Genomic DNA, 20836 nt, shown 5'->3' with positions numbered 1-20836 from the left:
GGGCGGGAGGCCCCGCGTCCCCTCGCCGGTCCGGACTCCCCGGTGCCGGCCCTGCCCTGCGACACGCACGACCCGGCCGGACCGGACGGCGTGATCGACGCGGTCGTCGACCGCCTCGGCCGTCTGGACCACCTGGTGAACCTGATCGCGGCCCCGCCCCGGCCGGGGCGGCTGACGGAACTCGACCCCCTGGCGCTGCGCGGCGCCCTCGACCGGCACCTCGTCATGCCGCTGGCGTGGACCCGGTCGGCCTGCCGACGCCGGCTGGCCGAGCACGGAGGATCGGTGGTCAACGTGGTGACCGACGCCGTACGGGACGCCTCCCAGGCCGCCGCGACAGCGGCGCTCACCGAGCTGACCGAGTGGCTCTCGGCCGAACTGGAGCCCCGGGTCGCGGTCCGCACCGTCGTGCCCAGCCCGTCGACGAGCGCCGCCGCGTACCGGACGGCCCTCACCGATGCCGTGCCCCGTCTCCTGGCCCGCCCCGGCGGCGAGGCCGCCCACCGCGTCCACGGGCCGGTCCTGGTGCTCACGGCACCACCCGAGCGCCCTTCACACGCCGCCTGACGAACCCTCATCACCACGGAAGGCACACCACCCCCGATGCGACTTCTCCTCATCGGCCCGCCCGGAGCGGGCAAGGGCACCCAGGCCGAGATCCTCAGCCGGATCCTCGGCGTCCCCCACATCTCCACCGGCGACCTGTTCCGGGACCAAGTCGGCCGGCGGACGCCGCTGGGCCGGGAGGCGGCGCGCTTCCTGGACGCGGGCGAACTCGTACCCGATCGCGTCACCACGGACATGGTCCGCCACCGTCTCGGTGAACCGGACGCCGAGCGGGGCTTCCTGCTGGACGGCTACCCCCGCACGGTCCCGCAGGCGCAGGCACTGTCGTCGGTCCTGGCCGCCGGGGGAACCACCCTGGACGCCGTCCTGGAACTCACCGCACCCGAGGACGTCCTCGTGGACCGCCTGCTCGCGCGCGGCCGCCCCGACGACACGGAGGACCTCGTCCGGCACCGCCGGCGGATCCACCACCGCCGGACCGTGCCCGTCCTCGGCCACTACGCCGGCCTGGTCCGCACCGTGGAGGCCGTGGGGACGGTCGAGGACATCACCGCCCGGATCCTCACCGCCCTCGGCCTGCCGGAGTCCGTCAGCACTCGATGATGTTGACCGCCAGCCCGCCCCGCGCCGTCTCCTTGTACTTGACCGACATGTCCGCGCCGGTGTCCTTCATCGTCTTGATGACCTTGTCCAGGGACACCTTGTGCGAGCCGTCGCCGCGCATCGCCATCCGGGCTGCGGTGACCGCCTTCACCGCGGCCATGCCGTTGCGCTCGATGCACGGGATCTGGACCAGTCCGCCCACCGGGTCGCAGGTCAGTCCGAGGTTGTGCTCCATGCCGATCTCGGCCGCGTTCTCCACCTGCTCCGGGCTGCCGCCCAGCACCTCGGCGAGCGCGCCCGCCGCCATCGAGCAGGCCGAGCCGACCTCGCCCTGGCAGCCGACCTCGGCGCCGGAGATGGAGGCGTTCTCCTTGAACAGCATGCCGATCGCGCCCGCGGCCAGCAGGAAGCGGACCACCCCGTCCTCGTCGGCGCCCGGCACGAAGTTGATGTAGTAGTGCAGGACCGCCGGGATGATGCCCGCCGCGCCGTTCGTGGGGGCGGTGACGACCCGGCCGCCGGCCGCGTTCTCCTCGTTCACGGCCATCGCGTAGAGGGTGATCCACTCCATGGCGAGGGCCTGCGCGTCGCCCTCGGAGCGCAGCTTGCGCGCGGTGTTCGCGGCCCGGCGCTTCACGCGCAGCCCGCCCGGCAGGATGCCCTCGCGGGTCATCCCGCGCTGCACGCACTCCCGCATCACCCGCCAGATCTCCAGCAGGCCCGCGCGGATCTCGTCCTCGCTGCGCCAGGCCCGCTCGTTCTCCAGCATCAGCGCGGAGATCGACAGACCGGTCTCCTTGGTCAGGCGCAGCAGCTCGTCGCCCGTGCGGAAGGGGTACTTCAGCACCGTGTCGTCCAGCTTGATGCGGTCCGCGCCCACCGCGTCCTCGTCGACGACGAACCCGCCGCCCACCGAGTAGTACGTCTTCGACAGCAGCTCGGCGCCCGAGGAGTCGTACGCCCACAGCGTCATGCCGTTCGCGTGGTACGGCAGCGCCTTGCGGCGGTGCAGCACCATGTCGTCGTCGAAGGAGAAGGCGATCTCGTGCTCGCCGAGCAGCTTCAGCCGGCCGCCCTCCTTGATCGCCTCCACCCGCTCGTCGGCCGTCTCCACGTCCACCGTGCGGGGCGAGTCGCCCTCCAGGCCGAGCAGGACGGCCTTCGGCGTGCCGTGGCCGTGGCCGGTCGCGCCGAGGGAGCCGTACAGCTCCGCGCGGACCGAGGCGACGGAGCCGAGCAGCTCCTCGTTGCGCAGCCGCCGGGCGAACATGCGGGCCGCGCGCATCGGGCCGACCGTGTGCGAACTGGACGGGCCGATGCCGACCGAGAACAGGTCGAAGACGGAGATGGCCACGGGGACTCCTCGAGAGCGGGGGTGGTGCGCAGGGGTGGGGCGGCCGTGCCCGCTTGTGGCGGGCACGGCACCCCGAGCGGTGTCTACTTGTTCAGCCCCGGGTACAGGGGGTGCTTGTCCGCCAGTGCCGCGACCCGGGCCTTCAGTGCCCGGGCGTCGGCCTCCCCGAAGGGGGACGGCGCCTTGAGCGCCTCGGCGATCACGTCCGCGACCTCGGCGAAGTCCTCGGCGGTGAAGCCGCGGGTCGCCAGGGCCGGCGTACCGATGCGCAGACCGGAGGTCACCATCGGCGGGCGCGGGTCGTTCGGGACGGCGTTGCGGTTGACCGTGATGCCGACCTCGTGGAGGCGGTCCTCGGCCTGCTGACCGTCCAGCTCGGAGTCGCGCAGGTCGACCAGGACCAGGTGGACGTCCGTGCCGCCGGTCAGGACGGACACGCCCGCCGCCTTCGCGTCGTCCTTCACCAGGCGCTCGGCGAGGATGCGGGCGCCCTCCAGCGTACGACGCTGGCGCTCCTTGAAGTCCTCGCTCGCGGCGACCTTGAAGGCGACCGCCTTGGCCGCGATCACGTGCTCCAGCGGGCCACCCTGCTGACCGGGGAAGACCGCCGAGTTGATCTTCTTGGCGAGCTCGGCCGTGGACAGGATCACACCGCCGCGCGGGCCGCCGAGCGTCTTGTGGGTGGTGGTGGTCACGACGTGCGCGTGCGGCACCGGGTTGGGGTGCAGGCCCGCCGCGACCAGACCGGCGAAGTGCGCCATGTCGACCATGAGGTACGCGCCGACCTCGTCGGCGATCCGGCGGAACGCGGCGAAGTCCAGCTGCCGCGGGTACGCCGACCAGCCCGCCACGATCAGCTTCGGCTTGCTCTCCTTGGCGAGCCGCTCGACCTCGGCCATGTCGACCTGGCCGTCCTCGCCGACGTGGTAGGCGACCACGTTGTAGAGCTTGCCCGAGAAGTTGATCTTCATGCCGTGGGTCAGGTGCCCGCCGTGGGCGAGGTTCAGACCCATGATCGTGTCGCCGGGCTTGAGCAGCGCGAACATCGCGGCGGCGTTGGCCTGGGCGCCCGAGTGCGGCTGCACGTTGGCGTGCTCGGCGCCGAAGAGTTCCTTCACGCGGTCGATGGCGATCTGCTCGACCACGTCGACGTGCTCGCAGCCGCCGTAGTAGCGGCGGCCCGGGTAGCCCTCGGCGTACTTGTTGGTGAGGACCGAGCCCTGGGCCTCCATGACCGCGACCGGGGCGAAGTTCTCCGAGGCGATCATCTCGAGGGTGGACTGCTGCCGGTGCAGCTCGGCGTCGACCGCGGCGGCCACGGCCGGGTCGAGCTCGTGCAGGGGCGTGTTCAGAAGCGACATGCGGATACGACTCCTCAGCCGGCGATGTGGGCGTCGTACTCGGCGGCCGAGAGCAGGTCGGCCGGCTCGTCGGTGACGCGCACCTTGAACAGCCAGCCGCCCTCGAAGGGGGCCGAGTTCACCAGCGACGGGTCGTTCACCACGTCCTCGTTGACCTCGGTGATCTCACCGGAGACGGGGGAGTACAGATCGCTGACCGACTTGGTCGACTCCAGCTCGCCGCAGGTCTCGCCCGCGGTCACGGTGTCCCCGACCTCGGGGAGCTGGACGAACACGACGTCGCCGAGCGCGTTCGCCGCGTGCTCGGTGATGCCGACCGTCGAGACGCCGTCCTCGGCGGCCGACAGCCACTCGTGCTCCTTGCTGTAACGCAGCTGCTGGGGGTTGCTCATGGCCTGAATTCTCCTGTACGGGGGTGATGGCTGGTGACGCAGGGGACGTGTGTGAAGCGCGCGTGAGCAGGCAGGACGTACGGCAGCGCACCGCACGCGTGAAGGCCCGCCCTACGACGGTGTCACTTCTGGCGCTTGTAGAACGGCAGCGCAACGACCTCGTACGGCTCGTGGCTGCCGCGGATGTCCACGCCGACGCCCTCGGTGCCGGGCGCCGCGTGGGCGGGGTCGACGTACGCCATGGCGATCGGCCGGCCCAGCGTCGGTGACGGGGCTCCGGAGGTGACCTCGCCGATCACCTCGCCGCCGGCGACGACCGCGTACCCGGCGCGGGGCACCCGGCGGCCCTGGGCGATCAGGCCGACCAGGACGCGGGGCGGGTTCTGCGCCGCCCGCTCGGCGGCCTCGGTGAGCGCGGCCCGGCCCACGAAGTCGCCCTCCTTCTCGAACTTCACCACCCGGCCCAGACCGGCGTCGAAAGGTGTGAGTTCGGTGGTCAGCTCGTGCCCGTACAGCGGCATGCCCGCCTCCAGGCGCAGGGTGTCCCGGCAGGACAGCCCGCAGGGGACCAGGCCGACACTCTCGCCCGCCTTGGTCAGCGCCTGCCACAGCTCGACGGCGTGCTCCGGCTTCACGAACAGCTCGAAGCCGTCCTCGCCGGTGTAGCCGGTGCGGGCGATCAGCGCGGGCACCCCGGCGACCGTGCCGGGCAGGCCGGCGTAGTACTTCAGGCCGTCCAGGTCGGCGTCGGTGAGGCTCGCCAGGATGCCGGGGGACTCGGGGCCCTGCACGGCGAGCAGCGCGTAGGCGTCGCGGTCGTCGCGCACCTCGGCGTCGAAGCCGGCCGCGCGCTCGGTCAGCGCGTCCAGCACCACCTGGGCGTTGGAGGCGTTGGCGACGACCATGTAGTGAGAAGACCCGGCCTCCGTCTCATCGAGCCGGTAGACGATCAGGTCGTCCAGGATGCCGCCGTCCTCGCGGCAGATCATGGTGTAGCGGGCGCGGCCCTGCTTCACACTCCCGATGTTGCCCACCAGGGCGTAGTCGAGGAGGGCGGCGGCCCCCGGGCCGGTGACGGTGATCTCGCCCATGTGCGAGAGGTCGAACAGGCCGGCCTTGGTGCGCACGGCGTTGTGCTCGTCGCGTTCGGAGCCGTAGCGCAGGGGCATGTCCCAGCCGGCGAAGTCGGTCATCGTCGCGCCGAGCGCGCGATGCACGGCATCGAGCGCGGTACGGCGGAGTTCGGTACTGCTCATCGGTCGGTCTCCCAAGCATGACAGGCGAGGACATTTCCTCCCCATCTGTCATCGGAACCTGAGAGGTTCGCCATGACCACCGCTGATACGGCGATCAGGACTTGCACCTTGGGTGGGGCCACCGGAGCACTGCTGCAGCGGCCCGCTTTTCAGATGTGCCTCGCCCGCGCGGTAACGGGGCCTGAGAGATTCAAGGGAGGGACTTGCTCCTTCGGCGCCCCGGCGGCAAGGTGCCGGGGACTCTCCCGCGCGGATTCAAACGGCCGGTATGCAGTTGGCGCGCACATCATTGCACGCATCCCCGGCGCGTGGCAGGGGGACCCTTCTCAGGGGACGCGCAGGGTGCACGGACGATCACGGCGGGCTGTGACAGGCCTGTTCCGGAAAACGGACCGAAATGAGAGACACCCGGCATTACCTTCTCTTTACACTCGGCGGGGAGGGGTCCACCGGACCCGGCCCCAGGGGAGGACGAACACGGTGAACAGGATCACGGCGTACGCCACGACCTCGGGCCTCGGGCTGCCCGGACAGCCCGCCGCACCGGCCCAGGAGGCGTGCGCCCCGCTGCCCGCCCCCGTCGTCCGCGACCTGCGGGACCGGGCCGGCCCTAGGGGGCTTCTCTTCGGCCCGCGCGACCTGGTCGCGGTCACCGGCCTGCCCGGCAGCGGCAAGTCCACCCTGATGCGGCGCACGGTGCGGGGGACCCGCATCGACTCCCAGGACACCCGCGACCGCTGGGCGAGCCGCATGCCGCGCTTCCTGCCCTACGCGCTCTACCGGCCCCTGGTCCGCCTCGCCCACTACGCCGGCCTGCACCGCGCCCTGCGCACCGGCGAGCCCCTCGTCGTCCACGACTGCGGCACGCAGACCTGGGTCCGCCGCTGGCTCGCCCGCGAGGCCCGCCGCCGCGGCGGCGCCCTGCACCTGCTCCTGCTCGACGTCACCGCGGACACCGCCCTCAAGGGCCAGCGCGAGCGCGGCCGCGGAGTCTCCCGCTACGCCTTCCGCCGCCACCGCACCGCGAGCCACCGCCTGCTGCGCGCCGTGGAGAAGGGCGACCTGCCCACGGGCTGCGGCTCGGCGGTCCTCCTCGACCGCGACGCGGCGAACGCCCTGCGCCGTATCGGCTTCACGGGCTGAGCGGGCCGGGTCCGCTCGTCGCGTTAGCCTTCTGAGCCACAGCAGTGGTTCCAGGCAGGCGGTAGGCAGATGGACATCCCGGCGGATTTCTCCGCGGACTTCCCGGCGCAGGCGCACCCCCATCCGCACGGCGGATGGCCCGGCAACGAGCTGGAGGAGGTGCTCTCCGCCTCCCTCGGCGTGCCCTCGGCCGGCGGCCGGATCATCGAGGTGCTGGGCCGCAGCTTCGTGTGGATACCCCTGCCGAACGGCGGCGGCCCGCACAGCGGCCCCCTCGACCTGCCCACCATGGAACTGGACGGCCAGGCCTACGTGCCCGTCTTCAGCTCCGAGGAACAGTTCCGCCAGATCGTCGGCTCCCACATGGCGTACACCATCGCCCCCGCCGTCGAGTTCGCCCGCGGGCTGCCCCCGCAGGCCGGCATCGCGGTCAACCCCGGCGGCGTCGTCGGCATCCCCCTGCCCCCGCCCGCGGTGGCGGAACTGTGCCGCGCCGGCCGCACCCCCCTGGACGGCCCGGCCTCCGGCGCCCGCGTCCGTCTGTTCGAGCCCGACTGGCAGGACGACCCGGTGGACTTCCTGACGGCGGCGTCGGCGGAGTTCGACACCATCGGAGTCGTCACGACGGCCCGCCGCTGCCTGGCGGCGATCGAGACGGCCGACCCGGTGATGTTCGTGGGCGTGGAACTCTCCCAGTGGGAGGGCGACCTGAGAGCCCTCCCGTTGGAGGCCCTGGGCAGGGCTCTGACCAAGGCTGCCCCGAAGTGGCCGGTCAACCTCATCCTCATGGACGTGACCCAGGACCCGGTGGCCACGTGGATGCGAGCGACCGTGCGGCCCTTCTACACACAGGGTGGATGAGCTGCCCAGGGGCGCGGGGCTGTGTCCGATATGCGGCTCCGCCGCGTGGGCGCGATCAACCACAACGCGCCGCACCCGCAGGACGACACCAGGTCCCGAGTTCTTAGGCGACCCTTAAGCTAGGTCCACCCGAGGGCGTTGAAACAGAGGGGCGGTAACAGTGAGCGCGAGCGGCACCGCCGCGACCGGCCAGGTCGAGCACATGCTGCGCCAGGTGACGCCGGGGCGTTACGACGCCTACGAGGCCCTGCTGCGCGCCCTCGCCGCCCCCTCCACCGGCCAGGTCTGGATGCTGCTGTGGCACGGCCAGGCCGGCTCCCCGGACGCCCAGTACGGGAACATGGAGGTCGACGGCTGCGCCTACGCCCCCTGCGTCACCTCCGCCCAGGAACTCTCGGCGAGCGGCTGGAACCGTTCGTACGAGGTCGTCGAGGGCCTCGACGTGGCTCGCGCGCTCTACCCCGACCGCTACGGCCTCTGGCTCAACCCGCACGCCCCGGGCGGCGGCGTCGGCATCCCCTGGCTGGACCTGCGCCGCATCGCCACCGGCCTCGACCGCCAGCCCGCGGGCCCGCTCCGGCTGTCCGAACCGGCCATCGAGATCCCCCAGTTCTACGCCCTGCTCGCGCAGAACGCCCACCGCACGCCGCCGGTGCGCTCCCTGCGCCGCGCCTGGGTCCAGCCCGCGCTGGGCGCCCCGTACCTGGCCATCGGCCTCGACGTGTACGACACCTCCCCGCCGGCCGTGGACGCGGTGCGCGCGATGATGCAGCAGTCCCTGTCCGCCGTCCCCGACGGCCTGCCGGTGTCGACCGTCGCGATGTCCGACGAGCACGACCCGGTCGCCATGTGGCTGCGTGCCAACGCCCGCCCGTTCTACGACCGCGAGGCCCACGCCCCGGCTCCTTCCGCCGCCCCCGCCCCGGCGGCGGGCTACGGATACCCGCCGGCGCAGCCTCCGGCGCACGGCGCGTACTGACGGCAGCGGACGACGTCTCATGCCGTCCCGGCGGACGGTTCACCGCGCGTAGACCAGGTCGTATGACCCCCATGTCCAGCGATTTGCCCCAACTCGCCTACGTCCGACCCCCGTTACCCGCTGTCCGGATAACGGAACCCCCAGGACAGCATCACGGTTGCGCATCCATTCATCGTCAAGTCTGGTAACTGATCGCCGAAGCGTTGAAGACTCCCCGAAGACACGGACCTGTCGGTCCTGTGTACGAGACAAGCGACCGCTACAGCGGCAGCCAGGGGGGGTCGGCGGATCGCCGACCCGAGAGGGGTCAATCGCACCGTGACCGCACCGATCGAGACCACCGGGGCGGAAGCCGGAGCACAGCCCGAGGCCGTGCTCGCCGGGGTCAAGCAGAGCCAGATCCAAGGGCGTTCGCTCACCCAGATCGCCTGGATGCGCTTCAAGCGCGACAAGGTGGCCATGGCGGGCGGCGTCGTGGTCATCCTGCTCGTCCTGATGGCGGTGCTCTCCAAGCCCATCCAGTGGGTGTTCGACCTCGACCCCAACAAGTTCAACCAGGACCTGATCGATCCGGCCCTGCTGGCCCCCAAGGGCGGCTGGGGAGGCATGAGCTGGGACCACCCGCTCGGTGTCGACCCGCAGTACGGCCGGGACATGCTGGCCCGCATCATCGACGGCTCCTGGGTCTCCCTCCTGGTCGCCGGCGGCGCCACCCTCCTCTCGGTGCTGATCGGCACCGTGATGGGCCTGCTCGCCGGGTACTACGGCGGCTGGGTCGACAGCATCATCAGCCGGATGATGGACACCTTCCTGGCGTTCCCCCTGCTGCTGTTCGCCATCTCCATCTCCGCCTCGGTGCAGGACGGCTTCTTCGGTCTCGACGGCCTGCCCCTGCGCATCTGCGTCCTGATCTTCGTGATCGGGTTCTTCAGCTGGCCGTACATCGGCCGTATCGTGCGCGCGCAGACCATGAGCCTCAGGGAGCGCGAGTTCATCGAGGCGGCCCGCAGCATGGGCGCCCGCGGCCCCTATGTCGTGTTCCGGGAGCTGCTGCCCAACCTCGTCGCGCCGATCATCGTCTACTCGACGCTGATCATCCCGACGAACATCCTCTTCGAGGCATCGCTGAGCTTCCTCGGCGTCGGTATCGCTCCGCCGCAGGCCTCCTGGGGCGGCATGCTCAGCAACGCTGTGGATCTCTACACGGCAGATCCGCAGTACATGTTCGTGCCCGGACTGGCGATCTTCATCACCGTCCTGGCCTTCAACCTGCTGGGTGACGGGCTGCGTGACGCCCTCGACCCTCGCAGCAAGTGATCCATCGATTGAGGGGGCTTCCTCAGGTGAAGACGAGAAGGGTGACCGCCGGCGTGGCGTCGGTCCTGGCGTTGTCGCTGGGTGCTGCCGCATGTGGCGGCGGCGGTGGCAAGGACGACGACGGCAACGGAGGCAACGCCAAGAAGGACGCGGCGCTTACCTCCATCGTCAACGCGTCGGACAAGAAGGGGGGAACCGTCACGTACCAGCACTCGGACGTGCCGGACTCCCTGGACCCGGGCAACACGTACTACGGCTGGGTGCAGAACTTCTCCCGCCTCTACGGCCGGACGCTCACCACGTTCAAGCCGGCCGCGGGCAAGGAGGGTCTGGAGGTCGTCCCCGACCTGGCCGAGTCCCTGGGCAAGCCCAGCAACGATGCCAAGACGTGGACGTACAAGCTGCGCAAGGGCGTGAAGTTCGAGGACGGCACCCCGGTGACGTCCAAGGACGTCAAGTACGCCATCCAGCGCTCCAACTTCGCGCCGGAGGCGCTGTCCAACGGCCCGACGTACTTCAAGGCGTTCCTCGAGGGCGGCGACAAGTACAAGGGCCCCTACAAGGACAAGTCCCCCGAGGGTCTGAAGTCCATCGAGACGCCTGACGACCAGACGATCGTCTTCCATCTCAACCAGCCGTTCGCGGACTTCGACTACCTGGCGACCTTCTCGCAGACGGCCCCGGTGCCGCAGGCGAAGGACGACGGCGCCAAGTACGTGCAGCACATCGTGTCGTCCGGTCCCTACAAGTTCCAGTCCTACCAGGAAGGCCGCAGCGCCACCCTGGTGCGCAACCCGGAGTGGGACCAGAAGACGGACCCGATCCGCAAGGCACTGCCGGACAAGATCGAGATCACGTTCAAGGTCAACCCGGTCACGGTCGACAACAACCTGCTGTCCGATAAGGTCACCGCCGACGCCGCCGGCACGGGTGTGCAGCCGCAGACCCAGCCGAAGGTGCTCGCGGGCAAGCTGGCCCAGCAGACGGACATCTCGTACGCCGGCGCCACCCAGTACCTGGCGCTGAACGTCAACGTGAAGCCGTTCGACAACATCCACTGCCGCAAGGCCGTCCAGTACGCCATCGACAAGCAGTCCGTGGTCGACGCCATGGGCGGTGCGCCCAAGGGCGACGTGGCCAGCACGCTGCTGCCGCCGACGGTGAACGGCTACACCAAGTTCGACACCTACGCCACGCCGGGCAACAAGGGTGACGCCGCCAAGGCCAAGGAAGAGCTGAAGGCGTGCGGCAAGCCGAACGGCTTCAGCACCAACCTGACGGCCCGCTCCGACCGGCCCGCCGAGGTGGCCTCCGCCACCGCCATTCAGAACTCCCTGAAGAAGGTGGGCATCAACGCCGAGATCAAGCAGTTCCCCTCGGGCAAGTACTTCTCCAACTTCGCCGGTGTCCCGAGCTACGTGCACAAGCACAACCTCGGCATGATGTCGATGGCGTGGGGCGCCGACTGGCCGACCGGCTACGGCTTCCTCGACCAGATCGTCAACGGTGCGGCCATCAAGCCCTCCGGCGGCAACAACCTGATGGAGCTGGACGACCCGAAGATCAACCAGGCGCTCAAGGACGGCATCGCCAACACCGACGACGCCGCCCGCACCAAGGCCTGGGGCGACATCGACAAGATGGTGATGGACACCGCCACCGTCGTGCCGCTGGTCTACCGCAAGAACCTGCTCTTCCGCCCGGAGTCCGCGGCCAACGTCACGGTCACCCAGGCGTACCTCGGCATGTACGACTACTTGCTGATGAGCTCCTCCAAGTAACAGCAGGGCCGGATTCTTCTGAAAGGCAGGTGAAGGCCCCGGACGGCCGGGCGGACACGATCCGTCCCGGCCGTCCGGAGCCGGACAGCTGTGGCTGCGTACATCATCCGACGCGTCTTCGGCGCGGTGCTGTTGCTGCTGGTGGTCAGCGCAGTCACCTTCGCGATCTTCTTCCTGGTCCCACGTCTCGGCGGCCAGACGGCCGATCAACTCGCCACCCAGTACGTCGGTAAGGACGCCAACCCCGAGTCCGTCGCCGCGATCAAGAAGAACCTGGGCCTGGACCAGCCCCTCTACGTGCAGTACTGGGACTTCATCAAGGCGATCGTGGTGGGCGCCGACTACAAGTTCGGCCCCGACGCCACCCACTGCGACGCCCCCTGCTTCGGCTACTCCTTCAAGAGCCACGTCGAGGTCTGGCCGCAGCTGACCGAACGGATCCCGGTCTCCTTCTCGCTGGCCGTCGGCGCCGCCGTGATCTGGGTGATCAGCGGTGTCACGACCGGCGTCATCTCCGCCCTGCGCAAGGGCAAGCCGGTCGACCGCATCGCGATGTTCATCGCGCTCGCCGGCGTCTCGCTCCCGATCTTCTTCACCGGGCAGATCCTCAACGCCCTGTTCGTCTACGAGGTCCCCATCTGGGACAGCGTGGAGTACATCCCGTTCACGGAGAACCCGGCCGACTGGGCATGGCATCTGATGCTGCCCTGGATCAGCCTCGCCTTCCTCTTCTCCGCGCTCTACGCCCGGCTCACCCGGGCGGGCATGCTCGAGACGATGAGCGAGGACTACATCCGCACGGCCAGAGCCAAGGGCCTGAAGGAGAGCACGGTCGTCACCAAGCACGGCCTGCGCTCCGCGCTCACCCCGATCGTCACCATCTTCGGCATGGACTTCGGCCTCCTGGTCGGCACCGCGGTGCTCACCGAGACCGTCTTCTCCCTGCAGGGCATCGGCGCCTACGCCGTGCAGTCCATCAAGGACAACGACCTGCCCATCGTCATGGGCGTGACACTGGTCGCGGCCTTCTTCATCGTCTTCTGCAATCTCGTCGTCGACCTGGTGTACGCCGCCATCGACCCCCGCGTGAGGTACTCGTGAGCAAGCTCGAAAAGGCGGCGCTCGGCGAACCGGCGCCGCTCGCACAGTCCGACGCGGACGACACCTTCCTGTCCGTGCGCGATCTGCGCATCCACTTCGACACGGACGACGGTCTGGTCAAGTCGGTGGACGGCGTCAGCTTCGACGTGCAGCGCGGGCGGACCCTCGGCATCGTCGGCGAGTCCGGCTCCGGCAAGTCCGTCACCTCGCTCGGCGTGATGGGCCTGCACCGCTCGGCGCGCGCCAAGGTCACCGGTGAGGTCTGGCTGGACGGCCAGGAGCTGATCGGCGCCGACCCGGACGAGGTGCGCCGGTTGCGCGGCCGCAAGATGGCGATGATCTTCCAGGACCCGCTGTCGGCGATGCACCCGTACTACACGGTCGGGCACCAGATCATCGAGGCGTACCGTGTCCACCACAAGGTGAACAAGAAGGCCGCCAAGCAGCGGGCGATCGAGATGCTGGACCGGGTGGGCATCCCCGAGCCGGCCAAGCGCGTGGACAGCTACCCGCACGAGTTCTCCGGCGGTATGCGGCAGCGCGCGATGATCGCCATGGCACTGGTGAACAACCCCGAGCTGCTGATCGCGGACGAGCCGACCACCGCCCTGGACGTCACCGTGCAGGCGCAGATCCTCGACCTGATCCGGGACCTGCAGAAGGAGTTCGGCTCCGCGGTCATCATGATCACCCACGACCTGGGCGTGGTCGCCGAGATGGCCGACGACCTGCTCGTGATGTACGGCGGCCGGTGCGTGGAACGCGGCCCGGCCGAGGCCGTGTTCTCCGAGCCGCGCCACCCCTACACCTGGGGCCTGCTGGGTTCGATGCCGCGTCTCGACCGTGACGAGACCGACCGCCTCATCCCGGTCAAGGGCTCGCCGCCCTCCCTGATCAACCTCCCGTCCGGCTGCGCCTTCAACCCGCGCTGCCCGTACGCGGACATCCCGAAGGACGACGTGACCCGCACGGTCCGCCCCGAGCTGACCGAGGTCGGCAGCCGGCACTGGGCCGCCTGCCACATGAGCCAGGAGCAGCGGGAGCGTATCTGGACCGAAGAGATTGCGCCGAAGCTGTGAGCGACGAAAAAGCGGTGAGCATCCCGCAGCAGAGCGGTGGCACCAGGACGGAGGACGCCGCCGCCGACGGCGACATCCTGCTGAAGGTGACCGGTCTGCAGAAGCACTTCCCGATCCGCAAGGGCCTGCTCCAGCGGCAGACCGGTGCGGTGCGCGCCGTCGACGGCATCGACTTCGAGGTCCGCAAGGGCGAGACCCTGGGTGTCGTGGGCGAGTCGGGCTGCGGCAAGTCCACCATGGGCCGGCTGATCACCCGGCTGCTCGAACCCACCGCCGGCACGGTGGAGTTCGAGGGCCGGGACATCACGCACCTGAGCGCGGGCGCGCTGCGTCCGATGCGCCGCGACGTGCAGATGATCTTCCAGGACCCGTACTCCTCGCTGAACCCGCGGCACACCATCGGCACCATCGTCAGTGCGCCGTTCCGCCTCCAGGGCGTCGCCCCCGAGGGCGGGGTGAAGAAGGAGGTCCAGCGGCTGCTGTCGGTGGTCGGCCTCAACCCCGAGCACTACAACCGCTACCCGCACGAGTTCTCCGGCGGCCAGCGCCAGCGCATCGGCATCGCCCGCGCCCTCGCGCTCAACCCCAAGCTGGTGGTCGCGGACGAGCCGGTCTCGGCGCTGGACGTGTCGATCCAGGCGCAGGTGGTGAACCTGCTGGACGACCTCCAGGAGGAGCTCGGCCTCACGTACGTGATCATCGCGCACGACCTGTCGGTGGTCCGGCACGTCTCGGACCGGATCGCGGTGATGTACCTCGGCAAGATCGTGGAGCTGGCGGACCGCAACTCGCTCTACAAGGCGCCGATGCACCCGTACACCAAGGCCCTGCTGTCGGCGGTGCCGATCCCGGACCCGAAGCGGCGGGCGGCGAAGAGCGAGCGCATCCTGCTCAAGGGCGACGTGCCCTCGCCGATCGCGCCGCCGAGCGGCTGCCGGTTCCACACGCGGTGCTGGAAGGCCACGCAGGTCTGCAAGACGACCGAGCCGCCGTTGCTGGAGCTGAAGCCGGGGCAGCGGGTCGCCTGCCACCACCCGGAGAACTTCGCGGACCAGGCGCCGCAGGACACGGAGCTGCTGTCGGCCGCGAAGGAGGCCGCCGCCGAGCTGGGCAAGGCACCCGAGAAGTCCACGGAGAAGTAAGCACCCGCGAGCCCTCGCCTTCTTTTGCAAGGCGGGGGCTTCGTGCTGGGTGAGAATGTAAGGGTGCTCCAGCAACTGTTCAGCCCGTCCGTCCAGCACACGCTCGACCTGATCGGCATCTTCGTCTTCGCGATCTCCGGCGCCCTGCTGGCCGTCCGCAAGAACTTCGACGTCTTCGGCATCGCCGTCCTCGCCGAGGTCACCGCGCTCGGCGGCGGGCTCTTCCGTGACCTGGTCATCGGGGCCGTACCGCCCGCCGCGTTCACGGATCTGGGGTACTTCGTCACCCCGCTGCTCGCCGCCACGCTGGTGTTCTTCCTGCACCCGCACGTGGAGCGGATCCAGACCGCCGTCAACGTCTTCGACGCGGCCGGCCTCGGCCTGTTCTGCGTCGCCGGGACGATCAAGGCGTACGAGTACGGGCTCGGGCTCACCGCCTCCGCCTGCCTGGGCCTGGCCACGGCCGTGGGCGGCGGTGTGCTGCGGGACGTGCTCGCCAACGAGGTGCCCTCGCTGCTGCGCTGGGACCGGGACCTGTACGCCGTCCCCGCGATGGTCGGCGCCGCCCTGGTCGCGCTGTGCATCCGCTACGACGCGCTGACCCCGCTCACCAGTGGCATCGCGGTGGTCACGGCGTTCGTGCTGCGTCTGCTGGCGATGCGCTACCACTGGCGGGCGCCTCGCGCGTGGCACCGCCGGTCGACGGTCCGGGAGGAGTGACCCCCGCCCGGCGGGGCGCCGCCTGGTGCCCGGCCAGCTCCTCGGTCAGCCAGCGGAACGCCGGGACCACCTGCGGCCGCCACAGCGCCATGGTGTGCCCGCCGGCGCTCCTCGGCAGCTTCACCACCTGCACGCTCGTCGGCTCCTTCGCCGCCCGGCCGAGGTCCATGGCGTCCTCGTAGCCGTCGTCCTTCTGGCCGGAGAGGTACAGCGAGATCCTGGGCGGGGTGACCGCCTCGCGCAGCAGCGTCAGCGGGTTGTGCGCGGTGCGCAGGGCCGGGTCGCGGCCGGTGAGGGAGGTCTGTTCGGCGGCGGGGTCGTTGTAGCCGGACAGGCTGACCGCCGCCCGGTAGCGGTCGGGGTGGGCGACGGCGAGCTTGGTGGCGCAGTGGCCCCCGGCCGAGTATCCGGCGACGGCCCAGCCCCGCGGTGCGCTCTGGGCGCGGAAGTTGTCCATGACCATCCGCGGCACGTCGACGCTGAGCCAGCTCTCCGCGTTCACCTTGCCGGGGAGGTTGGCGCAGCCGGTGTCGGCGCCGGGCAGGAGGGAGGTGCGCGGCGCCACCAGGATGAACGGGGCGACGCGCCCGCTGCGCATCAGCGGCAGCAGCTGCTCGTGCGCGTCCAGCGTGCCGAACCAGGCCTTCGCCGATCCGGGGTAGCCCGGCAGCAGCTCCACCACGGGGAACCGGTGCTCGCGCCAGGCGGGGTCGTCGTACTGCGGCGGCAGCCAGACGTAGACCTCGCCGCGCACGCCCGAGACGCGGCCTTCGAGCCTGGTGACCCGGACCCCGCCGGCCGCACGCATGCCGGGCCCGCCCGCCGGCTCGAAGGAGTGGCGCACCCGGGGCAGTCGCTCCAGGGACACCCCGCCGGTGCCGTCGGCGCCGAGGTCTGCGGCGTGCTCCACGTGGTCGGCGGTGCCGAGCAGGTCGGACCAGTTGTCGTAGAGCTGGTTGGCGTTGTTGACCAGCGTGAAGACCAGGGCGACCGCGGTGAGCTGGGCGAACAGCAGCATGAGCACCCGGGTGACGGCCCGCACGGCCCGGGGGCCGCGCACCCGTGTCCACAGCACGAGCGGCAGGCCGAGGGCGAGGACGGACAGCACGGCCAGTGTGCACAGGAACGGCGTACCGGTGAGGCTCATGTCCGGATAGAGGGGAAGAACGGGCATTCGGTTCATCGCCGCGAGCCGAGCCGGGCGGTGGCGGCCGACGCCCAAAAGCTACCGCTTAGTAGTTGGTTCTTGTACTGTTCATCCATGCCAGAAGCAGCCTCCGCCCCGGCCACCCGGGCCACGATCGGCGACAGCGAGTTCGACCGCGACACCGCGGTCACCCGCCGCGCGCCCGGCGTCTACGACATCGACCTCTCCGCCGGCTGGACGATCATCAACGCCGTCAACGGCGGCTATCTGCTGGCGGTCCTGGGCCGCGCCCTCGCGGACTCCCTGCCGCACCCCGACCCGTTCACCATCTCGGCGCACTACCTGACCGCCTCCCAGCCGGGCCCCGCGGTCGTCCGCACCGAGACCGTGCGCACCGGGCGCACCCTGTCGACCGGCCAGGCGTCCCTCCTCCAGTACGACGAACAGGGCCGCGAGGTCGAACGCATCCGCGTCCTCGCCTCCTACGGCGACCTGGACTCCCTGCCCGACGACGTCCGGACGACGGCCCGGCCGCCCGCGATCCCGCCCATGGAGCAGTGCTTCGGACCCGAGGACGGGCCCGCTCCCGTCGACGGCAGCTCCGCCATCGCCGACCGGCTGATGCTCAAGCTCGACCCCTCGACCCTGGGCTGGGCGCTCGGGCAGCCCTCCGGCAAGGGCGAGATGCGGGCCTGGTTCGGGCTCGCCGACGGCCGGGACCACGACCCGCTCTCGCTGCTGCTCGCGGTGGACGCCCTGCCGCCGACGGCGTTCGAGATCGGCCTGTCCGGCTGGGTCCCGACGGTGGAACTGACGGTCCACGTTCGCTCGCGCCCGGCGCCCGGCCCGCTGCGCGTGTCGATCACCACCCGCAATCTCGCCGGCGGCTTCCTGGAGGAGGACGCCGAGGTCTGGGACAGCGCGGACCGGCTGGTGGCCCAGTCCCGGCAGCTGGCGCGGGTGCGGCTGGGCTGAGCGCGCTCTGGTGAGGTGACGGCCGTCCCGCGTCGCGGGGCGGCCGTCGTCATGCCGTCGGGAGGTTGTCGTCCCGGTCCTCGTCCCGGTCCTCGAGCCAGTGCTGCCGGCCGACGCTGATCAGCCGGAGCTGACGGATCGCCAGCTGCGCGATGCGCTCGCGCTCCTCCGGTCCCGCCTCCTGCGCCTCGAGGAACAGGCAGGCCGTCATGATCATCTGGTCCACGTAGAGCTGGGCCAGCATCAGCAGGTCGTCCTCGCTCCAGCCCACGGACACCGGGTCCTTGGCCAGTGCCTGCGCCACCTCCCCGGCGAACCGGGCCAGTTGCCCGGCGATCGCCTCCCGGACCGGCCGGACACCGCCGTGCCGCTCACGGGCGACGAACCGGACGTGCGCGGGGTGCCGTTCCACATGACCGGCGATCAACTCGACCGCACGCGCGATGCGTTCCTCGCCGTCGCCGGTCGTCGACACCGTCGTCCGGATCGTCGGGTGCAGGCTGCCCAGCGCCTCCTCGACCAGGGCCACGCCCAGATCCGCCGTGGAACGGAAGTGCCGGTAGAACGCGGTCGGGGCCACGCCCACCGCCCGGGTGACCTCACGCAGCCCCAGGCTGCTCAGGCTCTGCCCCTCCAGCAGCTCGAGCGCCGCGTCGAGGAGCGCCTGCCGGGTCTTCTGCTTCTGGGCCTGCCGGATGCCGAGAGTGTGACTCATGCCATGCAGTTAACAACTGTTCTCCGGAATTGAAAAGACATGGCGGGCGCTAGACTGGGAAGTCAGTGAACAAGTGTAACTACAACCGTTCACCGAATCGTTGGGGGATCCGACTCATGCTGTTCATCGTCGCCGCGCTGCTGTTGCTGGGCGTCGTCCTGGGCACCGTGGCCCACGCGCCGCTGTCCTTCTCCGTCGCCGCGGGCGTCGTCATCGCCGCGTGGCTCGGCATCTTCGCCCTGCGCGAGCGGCACGGCCGCCGCCGCGACACCCAGGCGCACTGACCCCGGGTCAGTCCGTCCCGCCTCCGACCGCCCCGACTCAGGGAGCCGATCACCATGCAGCTCACCGCACCGGCCAACCGCCGCACCGGATTCCGTGACACCGACGGCATGGCCGTCGCGTCCTTCGTCCTGGGCCTGCTGGGCCTGCTCGTCCTCAACGTCTTCCTCGGCCCCCTCGCGATCGTGCTGGCCACGCTGGCCCTGTGGCGCGGCACGAAGCGTCCCGGCCGGGCCTACCTGGGCCTCGGCCTGGGCGTCGCCGACCTGCTGGTCCTCGCGGCCTTCATGCAGGCGGACAACACGATCTCCTGGAGCATCTGAGCCGGTGTCCCATCCGGCCGACCGGGCCCTGAGAGCGGTGAGCGAGGCCCCGTAGAATCGGGCTCACCATGGCTTACCTCGACCACGCCGCGACCACCCCGATGCTTCCCGAGGCAGTCGAGGCACTCACCGCGCAACTCGGCGTCACCGGCAACGCCTCCTCCCTCCACGCCGCCGGCCGCCGGGCCCGCCGCACCGTCGAGGAGGCCCGCGAGACCCTCGCCGAGGCGCTCGGCGCCAGGCCCAGCGAGGTGGTCCTCACCTCCGGCGGCACCGAGGCCGACAACCTCGCCGTGAAGGGCCTGTACTGGGCGCGGCGCGACGCCGACCCGGCCCGTACCCGGGTCCTCGCCAGCCCCGTCGAGCACCACGCCGTCCTCGACGCCGTGCACTGGCTCGGCGAGCACGAGGGCGCCACCGTGGAGTACCTGCCGGTCGACTCCTTCGGCCGGGTCCACCCGGACGCCCTGCGCGAGGCCCTCGCCCGCAACCCCGACGACGTGGCCCTGGCCACGGTGATGTGGGCGAACAACGAGATCGGCACCATCCTGCCGGTCCGTGAACTCGCCGAGGTGGCCGCCGAGTTCGGCGTCCCGCTGCACTCCGACACCGTCCAGGCCTTCGGCCAGGTGCCCGTCGACTTCGCCGCCTCCGGACTCGCCGCGATGACCGTGTCCGGCCACAAGATCGGCGGGCCGTACGGCATCGGCGCGCTGGTCCTGGGCCGTGAGCACACCCCCGTGCCCGTGCTGCACGGCGGCGGCCAGGAGCGGCACGTCCGCTCCGGCACGCTCGACGTCCCCGCGGTCGCCTCCTTCGCGGTCGCCGGGCGGCTGGCCGCCGAGCAGCAGGAGTGGTTCGCCCGCGAGATCGGCGCCCTGCGCGACGACCTGATCACCGCGGTCCGCGCGGCCGTCCCCGACGCGATCCTCGGCGGCGACCCCTCACCCGAGGGCCGACTCCCCGCCAACGCCCACTTCACCTTCCCCGGCTGCGAGGGCGACTCCCTGCTCCTCCTGCTCGACGCCCAGGGCATCGAATGCTCCACCGGCTCCGCCTGCACCGCCGGAGTCGCCCAGCCCAGCCACGTCCTCCTGGCCACCGGAACCGACCCCGACCTGGCCCGCGGCACCCTGCGTTTCTCCCTCGGCCACACCTCGACGGAGGCCGACGTGGAAGCCCTCGCCAAGGCCATCGGCCCGGCGGTGGAACGGGCCCGTGCGGCCGGCCTGACATGACGCAGGCACCCGCGCGACGTAGGCACCCCGCGTGACGTAGGCACCACGGGCCCCCGAGGAGGGGGGCGCGGCCGTGGGCGCGCGCCCTTGCCGGGACGCGGGCAGCGACGGACACTGCGAGCGTGAACGCCGTCGCGCAGGTCTTCGCGCTGCTCGCCGCCCTGATCCACCTCGCGGTCGGGGTCCTGGAGCGCTTCTGCTACGACCGCCCCGAGGTCCGTCGCTTCCTCACCACGTCCACGGCCGACGCCCCCGAGGTCACCCTCTGGCGCTCCGGCGTCGCCGTCTACAACGTCCTGCTCGGTCTCGGCCTGGTCGCCGGAGTCGTCGCCCTGCACACCGGGGACACCACGGTCGGACGCACGCTCGTCGTCTTCCTGTGCGTGTTCCTCGTGGTGTCCGCCGTGATCTTCGCCCTGTCCTTCCCGCGTCTGTGGCGGGGCGCCCTGGGACAGGGCCTGGCACCCGCCGCCGCCCTCCTCGCCGCCGCCGTCGGCTGA

At 70.9% G+C, this 20836-nt stretch carries 22 protein-coding genes and 1 riboswitch; of the genes, 16 read left to right on the top strand and 6 right to left on the bottom strand.

Features of this window, described 5'->3' with window-relative positions; translation table 11 throughout:
- The first annotated feature begins 42 nt into the window (after positions 1-42).
- Both AB0412_RS28240 and AB0412_RS28235 read left to right on the top strand, forming a co-directional pair.
- Positions 43-567 (top strand): SDR family oxidoreductase, encoded by a 525-nt coding sequence (locus AB0412_RS28240; RefSeq protein WP_366405407.1) that lies wholly within the window; start codon positions 43-45, stop codon positions 565-567.
- Positions 568-603: 36 nt separating this feature from the next.
- Positions 604-1170, top strand: coding sequence for an adenylate kinase (locus AB0412_RS28235; protein ID WP_366405406.1), 567 nt, complete (start codon positions 604-606; stop codon positions 1168-1170).
- Here the strand turns inward: AB0412_RS28235 and AB0412_RS28230 are convergent.
- From AB0412_RS28230 to gcvT, 4 genes are all read right to left on the bottom strand, one after another.
- On the bottom strand, positions 1157-2524 hold the full coding sequence (locus AB0412_RS28230) for an L-serine ammonia-lyase (protein ID WP_366405405.1): 1368 nt from the start codon (positions 2522-2524) through the stop codon (positions 1157-1159). The two genes, AB0412_RS28235 and AB0412_RS28230, sit on opposite strands and share 14 nt — an antisense overlap.
- A gap of 83 nt (positions 2525-2607) precedes the next feature.
- Positions 2608-3885 (bottom strand): serine hydroxymethyltransferase, encoded by a 1278-nt coding sequence (gene glyA, locus AB0412_RS28225; protein WP_366405404.1) that lies wholly within the window; start codon positions 3883-3885, stop codon positions 2608-2610.
- Between the two features lie 14 nt (positions 3886-3899).
- Entirely contained in the window at positions 3900-4277 is a 378-nt protein-coding gene (gene gcvH, locus AB0412_RS28220; RefSeq protein ID WP_260826394.1) for a glycine cleavage system protein GcvH, read from the bottom strand.
- A gap of 122 nt (positions 4278-4399) precedes the next feature.
- Positions 4400-5533 (bottom strand): glycine cleavage system aminomethyltransferase GcvT, encoded by a 1134-nt coding sequence (gene gcvT, locus AB0412_RS28215; RefSeq protein WP_366405403.1) that lies wholly within the window; start codon positions 5531-5533, stop codon positions 4400-4402.
- Positions 5534-5692: 159 nt separating this feature from the next.
- A riboswitch (glycine riboswitch) is annotated at positions 5693-5791 on the bottom strand.
- A gap of 222 nt (positions 5792-6013) precedes the next feature.
- Between gcvT and AB0412_RS28210 the strand changes: the two genes are divergently transcribed.
- From AB0412_RS28210 to AB0412_RS28170, 9 genes are all read left to right on the top strand, one after another.
- Positions 6014-6676, top strand: coding sequence for an AAA family ATPase (locus AB0412_RS28210; RefSeq protein ID WP_366405402.1), 663 nt, complete (start codon positions 6014-6016; stop codon positions 6674-6676).
- Positions 6677-6745: 69 nt separating this feature from the next.
- Complete coding sequence (locus AB0412_RS28205) at positions 6746-7537, top strand: enhanced serine sensitivity protein SseB (protein ID WP_366405401.1); 792 nt, start codon at positions 6746-6748, stop codon at positions 7535-7537.
- A 160-nt stretch (positions 7538-7697) separates the two neighbouring features.
- Positions 7698-8516, top strand: a complete 819-nt coding sequence (locus AB0412_RS28200) for an enhanced serine sensitivity protein SseB C-terminal domain-containing protein (RefSeq protein WP_366405400.1) — start codon at positions 7698-7700, stop codon at positions 8514-8516.
- Between the two features lie 318 nt (positions 8517-8834).
- A complete protein-coding gene (locus tag AB0412_RS28195; RefSeq protein WP_366405399.1) occupies positions 8835-9833 on the top strand; it encodes an ABC transporter permease in 999 nt (332 codons plus the stop codon).
- 26 nt (positions 9834-9859) lie between these two features.
- A complete protein-coding gene (locus tag AB0412_RS28190; protein ID WP_366405398.1) occupies positions 9860-11614 on the top strand; it encodes an ABC transporter substrate-binding protein in 1755 nt (584 codons plus the stop codon).
- A 90-nt stretch (positions 11615-11704) separates the two neighbouring features.
- A complete protein-coding gene (locus AB0412_RS28185; RefSeq protein ID WP_366405397.1) occupies positions 11705-12715 on the top strand; it encodes an ABC transporter permease in 1011 nt (336 codons plus the stop codon).
- Positions 12712-13794 (top strand): ABC transporter ATP-binding protein, encoded by a 1083-nt coding sequence (locus tag AB0412_RS28180; RefSeq protein WP_366405396.1) that lies wholly within the window; start codon positions 12712-12714, stop codon positions 13792-13794. The genes AB0412_RS28185 and AB0412_RS28180 overlap by 4 nt, the downstream gene beginning before the upstream one ends.
- 14 nt (positions 13795-13808) lie before the next feature.
- On the top strand, positions 13809-14936 hold the full coding sequence (locus tag AB0412_RS28175) for a dipeptide ABC transporter ATP-binding protein (RefSeq protein WP_366405395.1): 1128 nt from the start codon (positions 13809-13811) through the stop codon (positions 14934-14936).
- A gap of 63 nt (positions 14937-14999) precedes the next feature.
- Positions 15000-15656, top strand: a complete 657-nt coding sequence (locus AB0412_RS28170) for a trimeric intracellular cation channel family protein (protein ID WP_366405394.1) — start codon at positions 15000-15002, stop codon at positions 15654-15656.
- Here the strand turns inward: AB0412_RS28170 and AB0412_RS28165 are convergent.
- Complete coding sequence (locus AB0412_RS28165; RefSeq protein ID WP_366405443.1) at positions 15565-16803, bottom strand: alpha/beta hydrolase-fold protein; 1239 nt, start codon at positions 16801-16803, stop codon at positions 15565-15567. The genes AB0412_RS28170 and AB0412_RS28165 overlap by 92 nt on opposite strands.
- Before the next feature lie 114 nt (positions 16804-16917).
- Here AB0412_RS28165 and AB0412_RS28160 point away from each other — a divergent pair, with 114 nt between their 5' ends.
- A complete protein-coding gene (locus tag AB0412_RS28160; RefSeq protein WP_366405393.1) occupies positions 16918-17778 on the top strand; it encodes a thioesterase family protein in 861 nt (286 codons plus the stop codon).
- A 49-nt stretch (positions 17779-17827) separates the two neighbouring features.
- On the opposite strand, the gene AB0412_RS28155 is transcribed toward AB0412_RS28160, so the two are convergent.
- A complete protein-coding gene (locus AB0412_RS28155; RefSeq protein WP_366405392.1) occupies positions 17828-18493 on the bottom strand; it encodes a TetR family transcriptional regulator in 666 nt (221 codons plus the stop codon).
- A 116-nt stretch (positions 18494-18609) separates the two neighbouring features.
- Between AB0412_RS28155 and AB0412_RS28150 the strand changes: the two genes are divergently transcribed.
- The 4 genes from AB0412_RS28150 to AB0412_RS28135 all read left to right on the top strand — a co-directional run bounded on the left by AB0412_RS28150 (position 18610) and on the right by AB0412_RS28135 (position 20836).
- Complete coding sequence (locus AB0412_RS28150) at positions 18610-18777, top strand: hypothetical protein (RefSeq protein ID WP_366405391.1); 168 nt, start codon at positions 18610-18612, stop codon at positions 18775-18777.
- A 54-nt stretch (positions 18778-18831) separates the two neighbouring features.
- Complete coding sequence (locus AB0412_RS28145; protein WP_366405390.1) at positions 18832-19098, top strand: DUF4190 domain-containing protein; 267 nt, start codon at positions 18832-18834, stop codon at positions 19096-19098.
- A 68-nt stretch (positions 19099-19166) separates the two neighbouring features.
- The gene (locus AB0412_RS28140) at positions 19167-20336 is read left to right on the top strand and encodes a cysteine desulfurase family protein (RefSeq protein WP_366405389.1); all 1170 of its coding nucleotides are present in this window, start codon (positions 19167-19169) and stop codon (positions 20334-20336) included.
- Between the two features lie 122 nt (positions 20337-20458).
- A complete protein-coding gene (locus AB0412_RS28135) occupies positions 20459-20836 on the top strand; it encodes a DUF1304 family protein (protein ID WP_366405388.1) in 378 nt (125 codons plus the stop codon).

The sequence above is a fragment of the Streptomyces sp. NPDC052012 genome (genome assembly GCF_040689265.1).
Lineage (GTDB): Bacteria > Actinomycetota > Actinomycetes > Streptomycetales > Streptomycetaceae > Streptomyces.
This window is presented reverse-complemented; position numbering and strand designations above follow the sequence as displayed.

Excerpts from the sequence above, each read along its gene's own strand:
- AB0412_RS28155 (WP_366405392.1), bottom strand. The coding sequence starts at position 18,493 with ATGAGTCACACTCTCGGCATCCGGCAGGCCCAGAAGCAGAAGACCCGG.
- AB0412_RS28160 (WP_366405393.1), top strand. The coding sequence starts at position 16,918 with ATGCCAGAAGCAGCCTCCGCCCCGGCCACCCGGGCCACGATCGGCGAC.
- gcvH (WP_260826394.1), bottom strand. The coding sequence starts at position 4,277 with ATGAGCAACCCCCAGCAGCTGCGTTACAGCAAGGAGCACGAGTGGCTG.
- AB0412_RS28235 (WP_366405406.1), top strand. The coding sequence starts at position 604 with ATGCGACTTCTCCTCATCGGCCCGCCCGGAGCGGGCAAGGGCACCCAG.
- AB0412_RS28140 (WP_366405389.1), top strand. The coding sequence starts at position 19,167 with ATGGCTTACCTCGACCACGCCGCGACCACCCCGATGCTTCCCGAGGCA.
- AB0412_RS28145 (WP_366405390.1), top strand. The coding sequence starts at position 18,832 with ATGCAGCTCACCGCACCGGCCAACCGCCGCACCGGATTCCGTGACACC.
- gcvT (WP_366405403.1), bottom strand. The coding sequence starts at position 5,533 with ATGAGCAGTACCGAACTCCGCCGTACCGCGCTCGATGCCGTGCATCGC.
- AB0412_RS28165 (WP_366405443.1), bottom strand. The coding sequence starts at position 16,803 with ATGAGCCTCACCGGTACGCCGTTCCTGTGCACACTGGCCGTGCTGTCC.
- AB0412_RS28150 (WP_366405391.1), top strand. The coding sequence starts at position 18,610 with ATGCTGTTCATCGTCGCCGCGCTGCTGTTGCTGGGCGTCGTCCTGGGC.
- glyA (WP_366405404.1), bottom strand. The coding sequence starts at position 3,885 with ATGTCGCTTCTGAACACGCCCCTGCACGAGCTCGACCCGGCCGTGGCC.
- AB0412_RS28205 (WP_366405401.1), top strand. The coding sequence starts at position 6,746 with ATGGACATCCCGGCGGATTTCTCCGCGGACTTCCCGGCGCAGGCGCAC.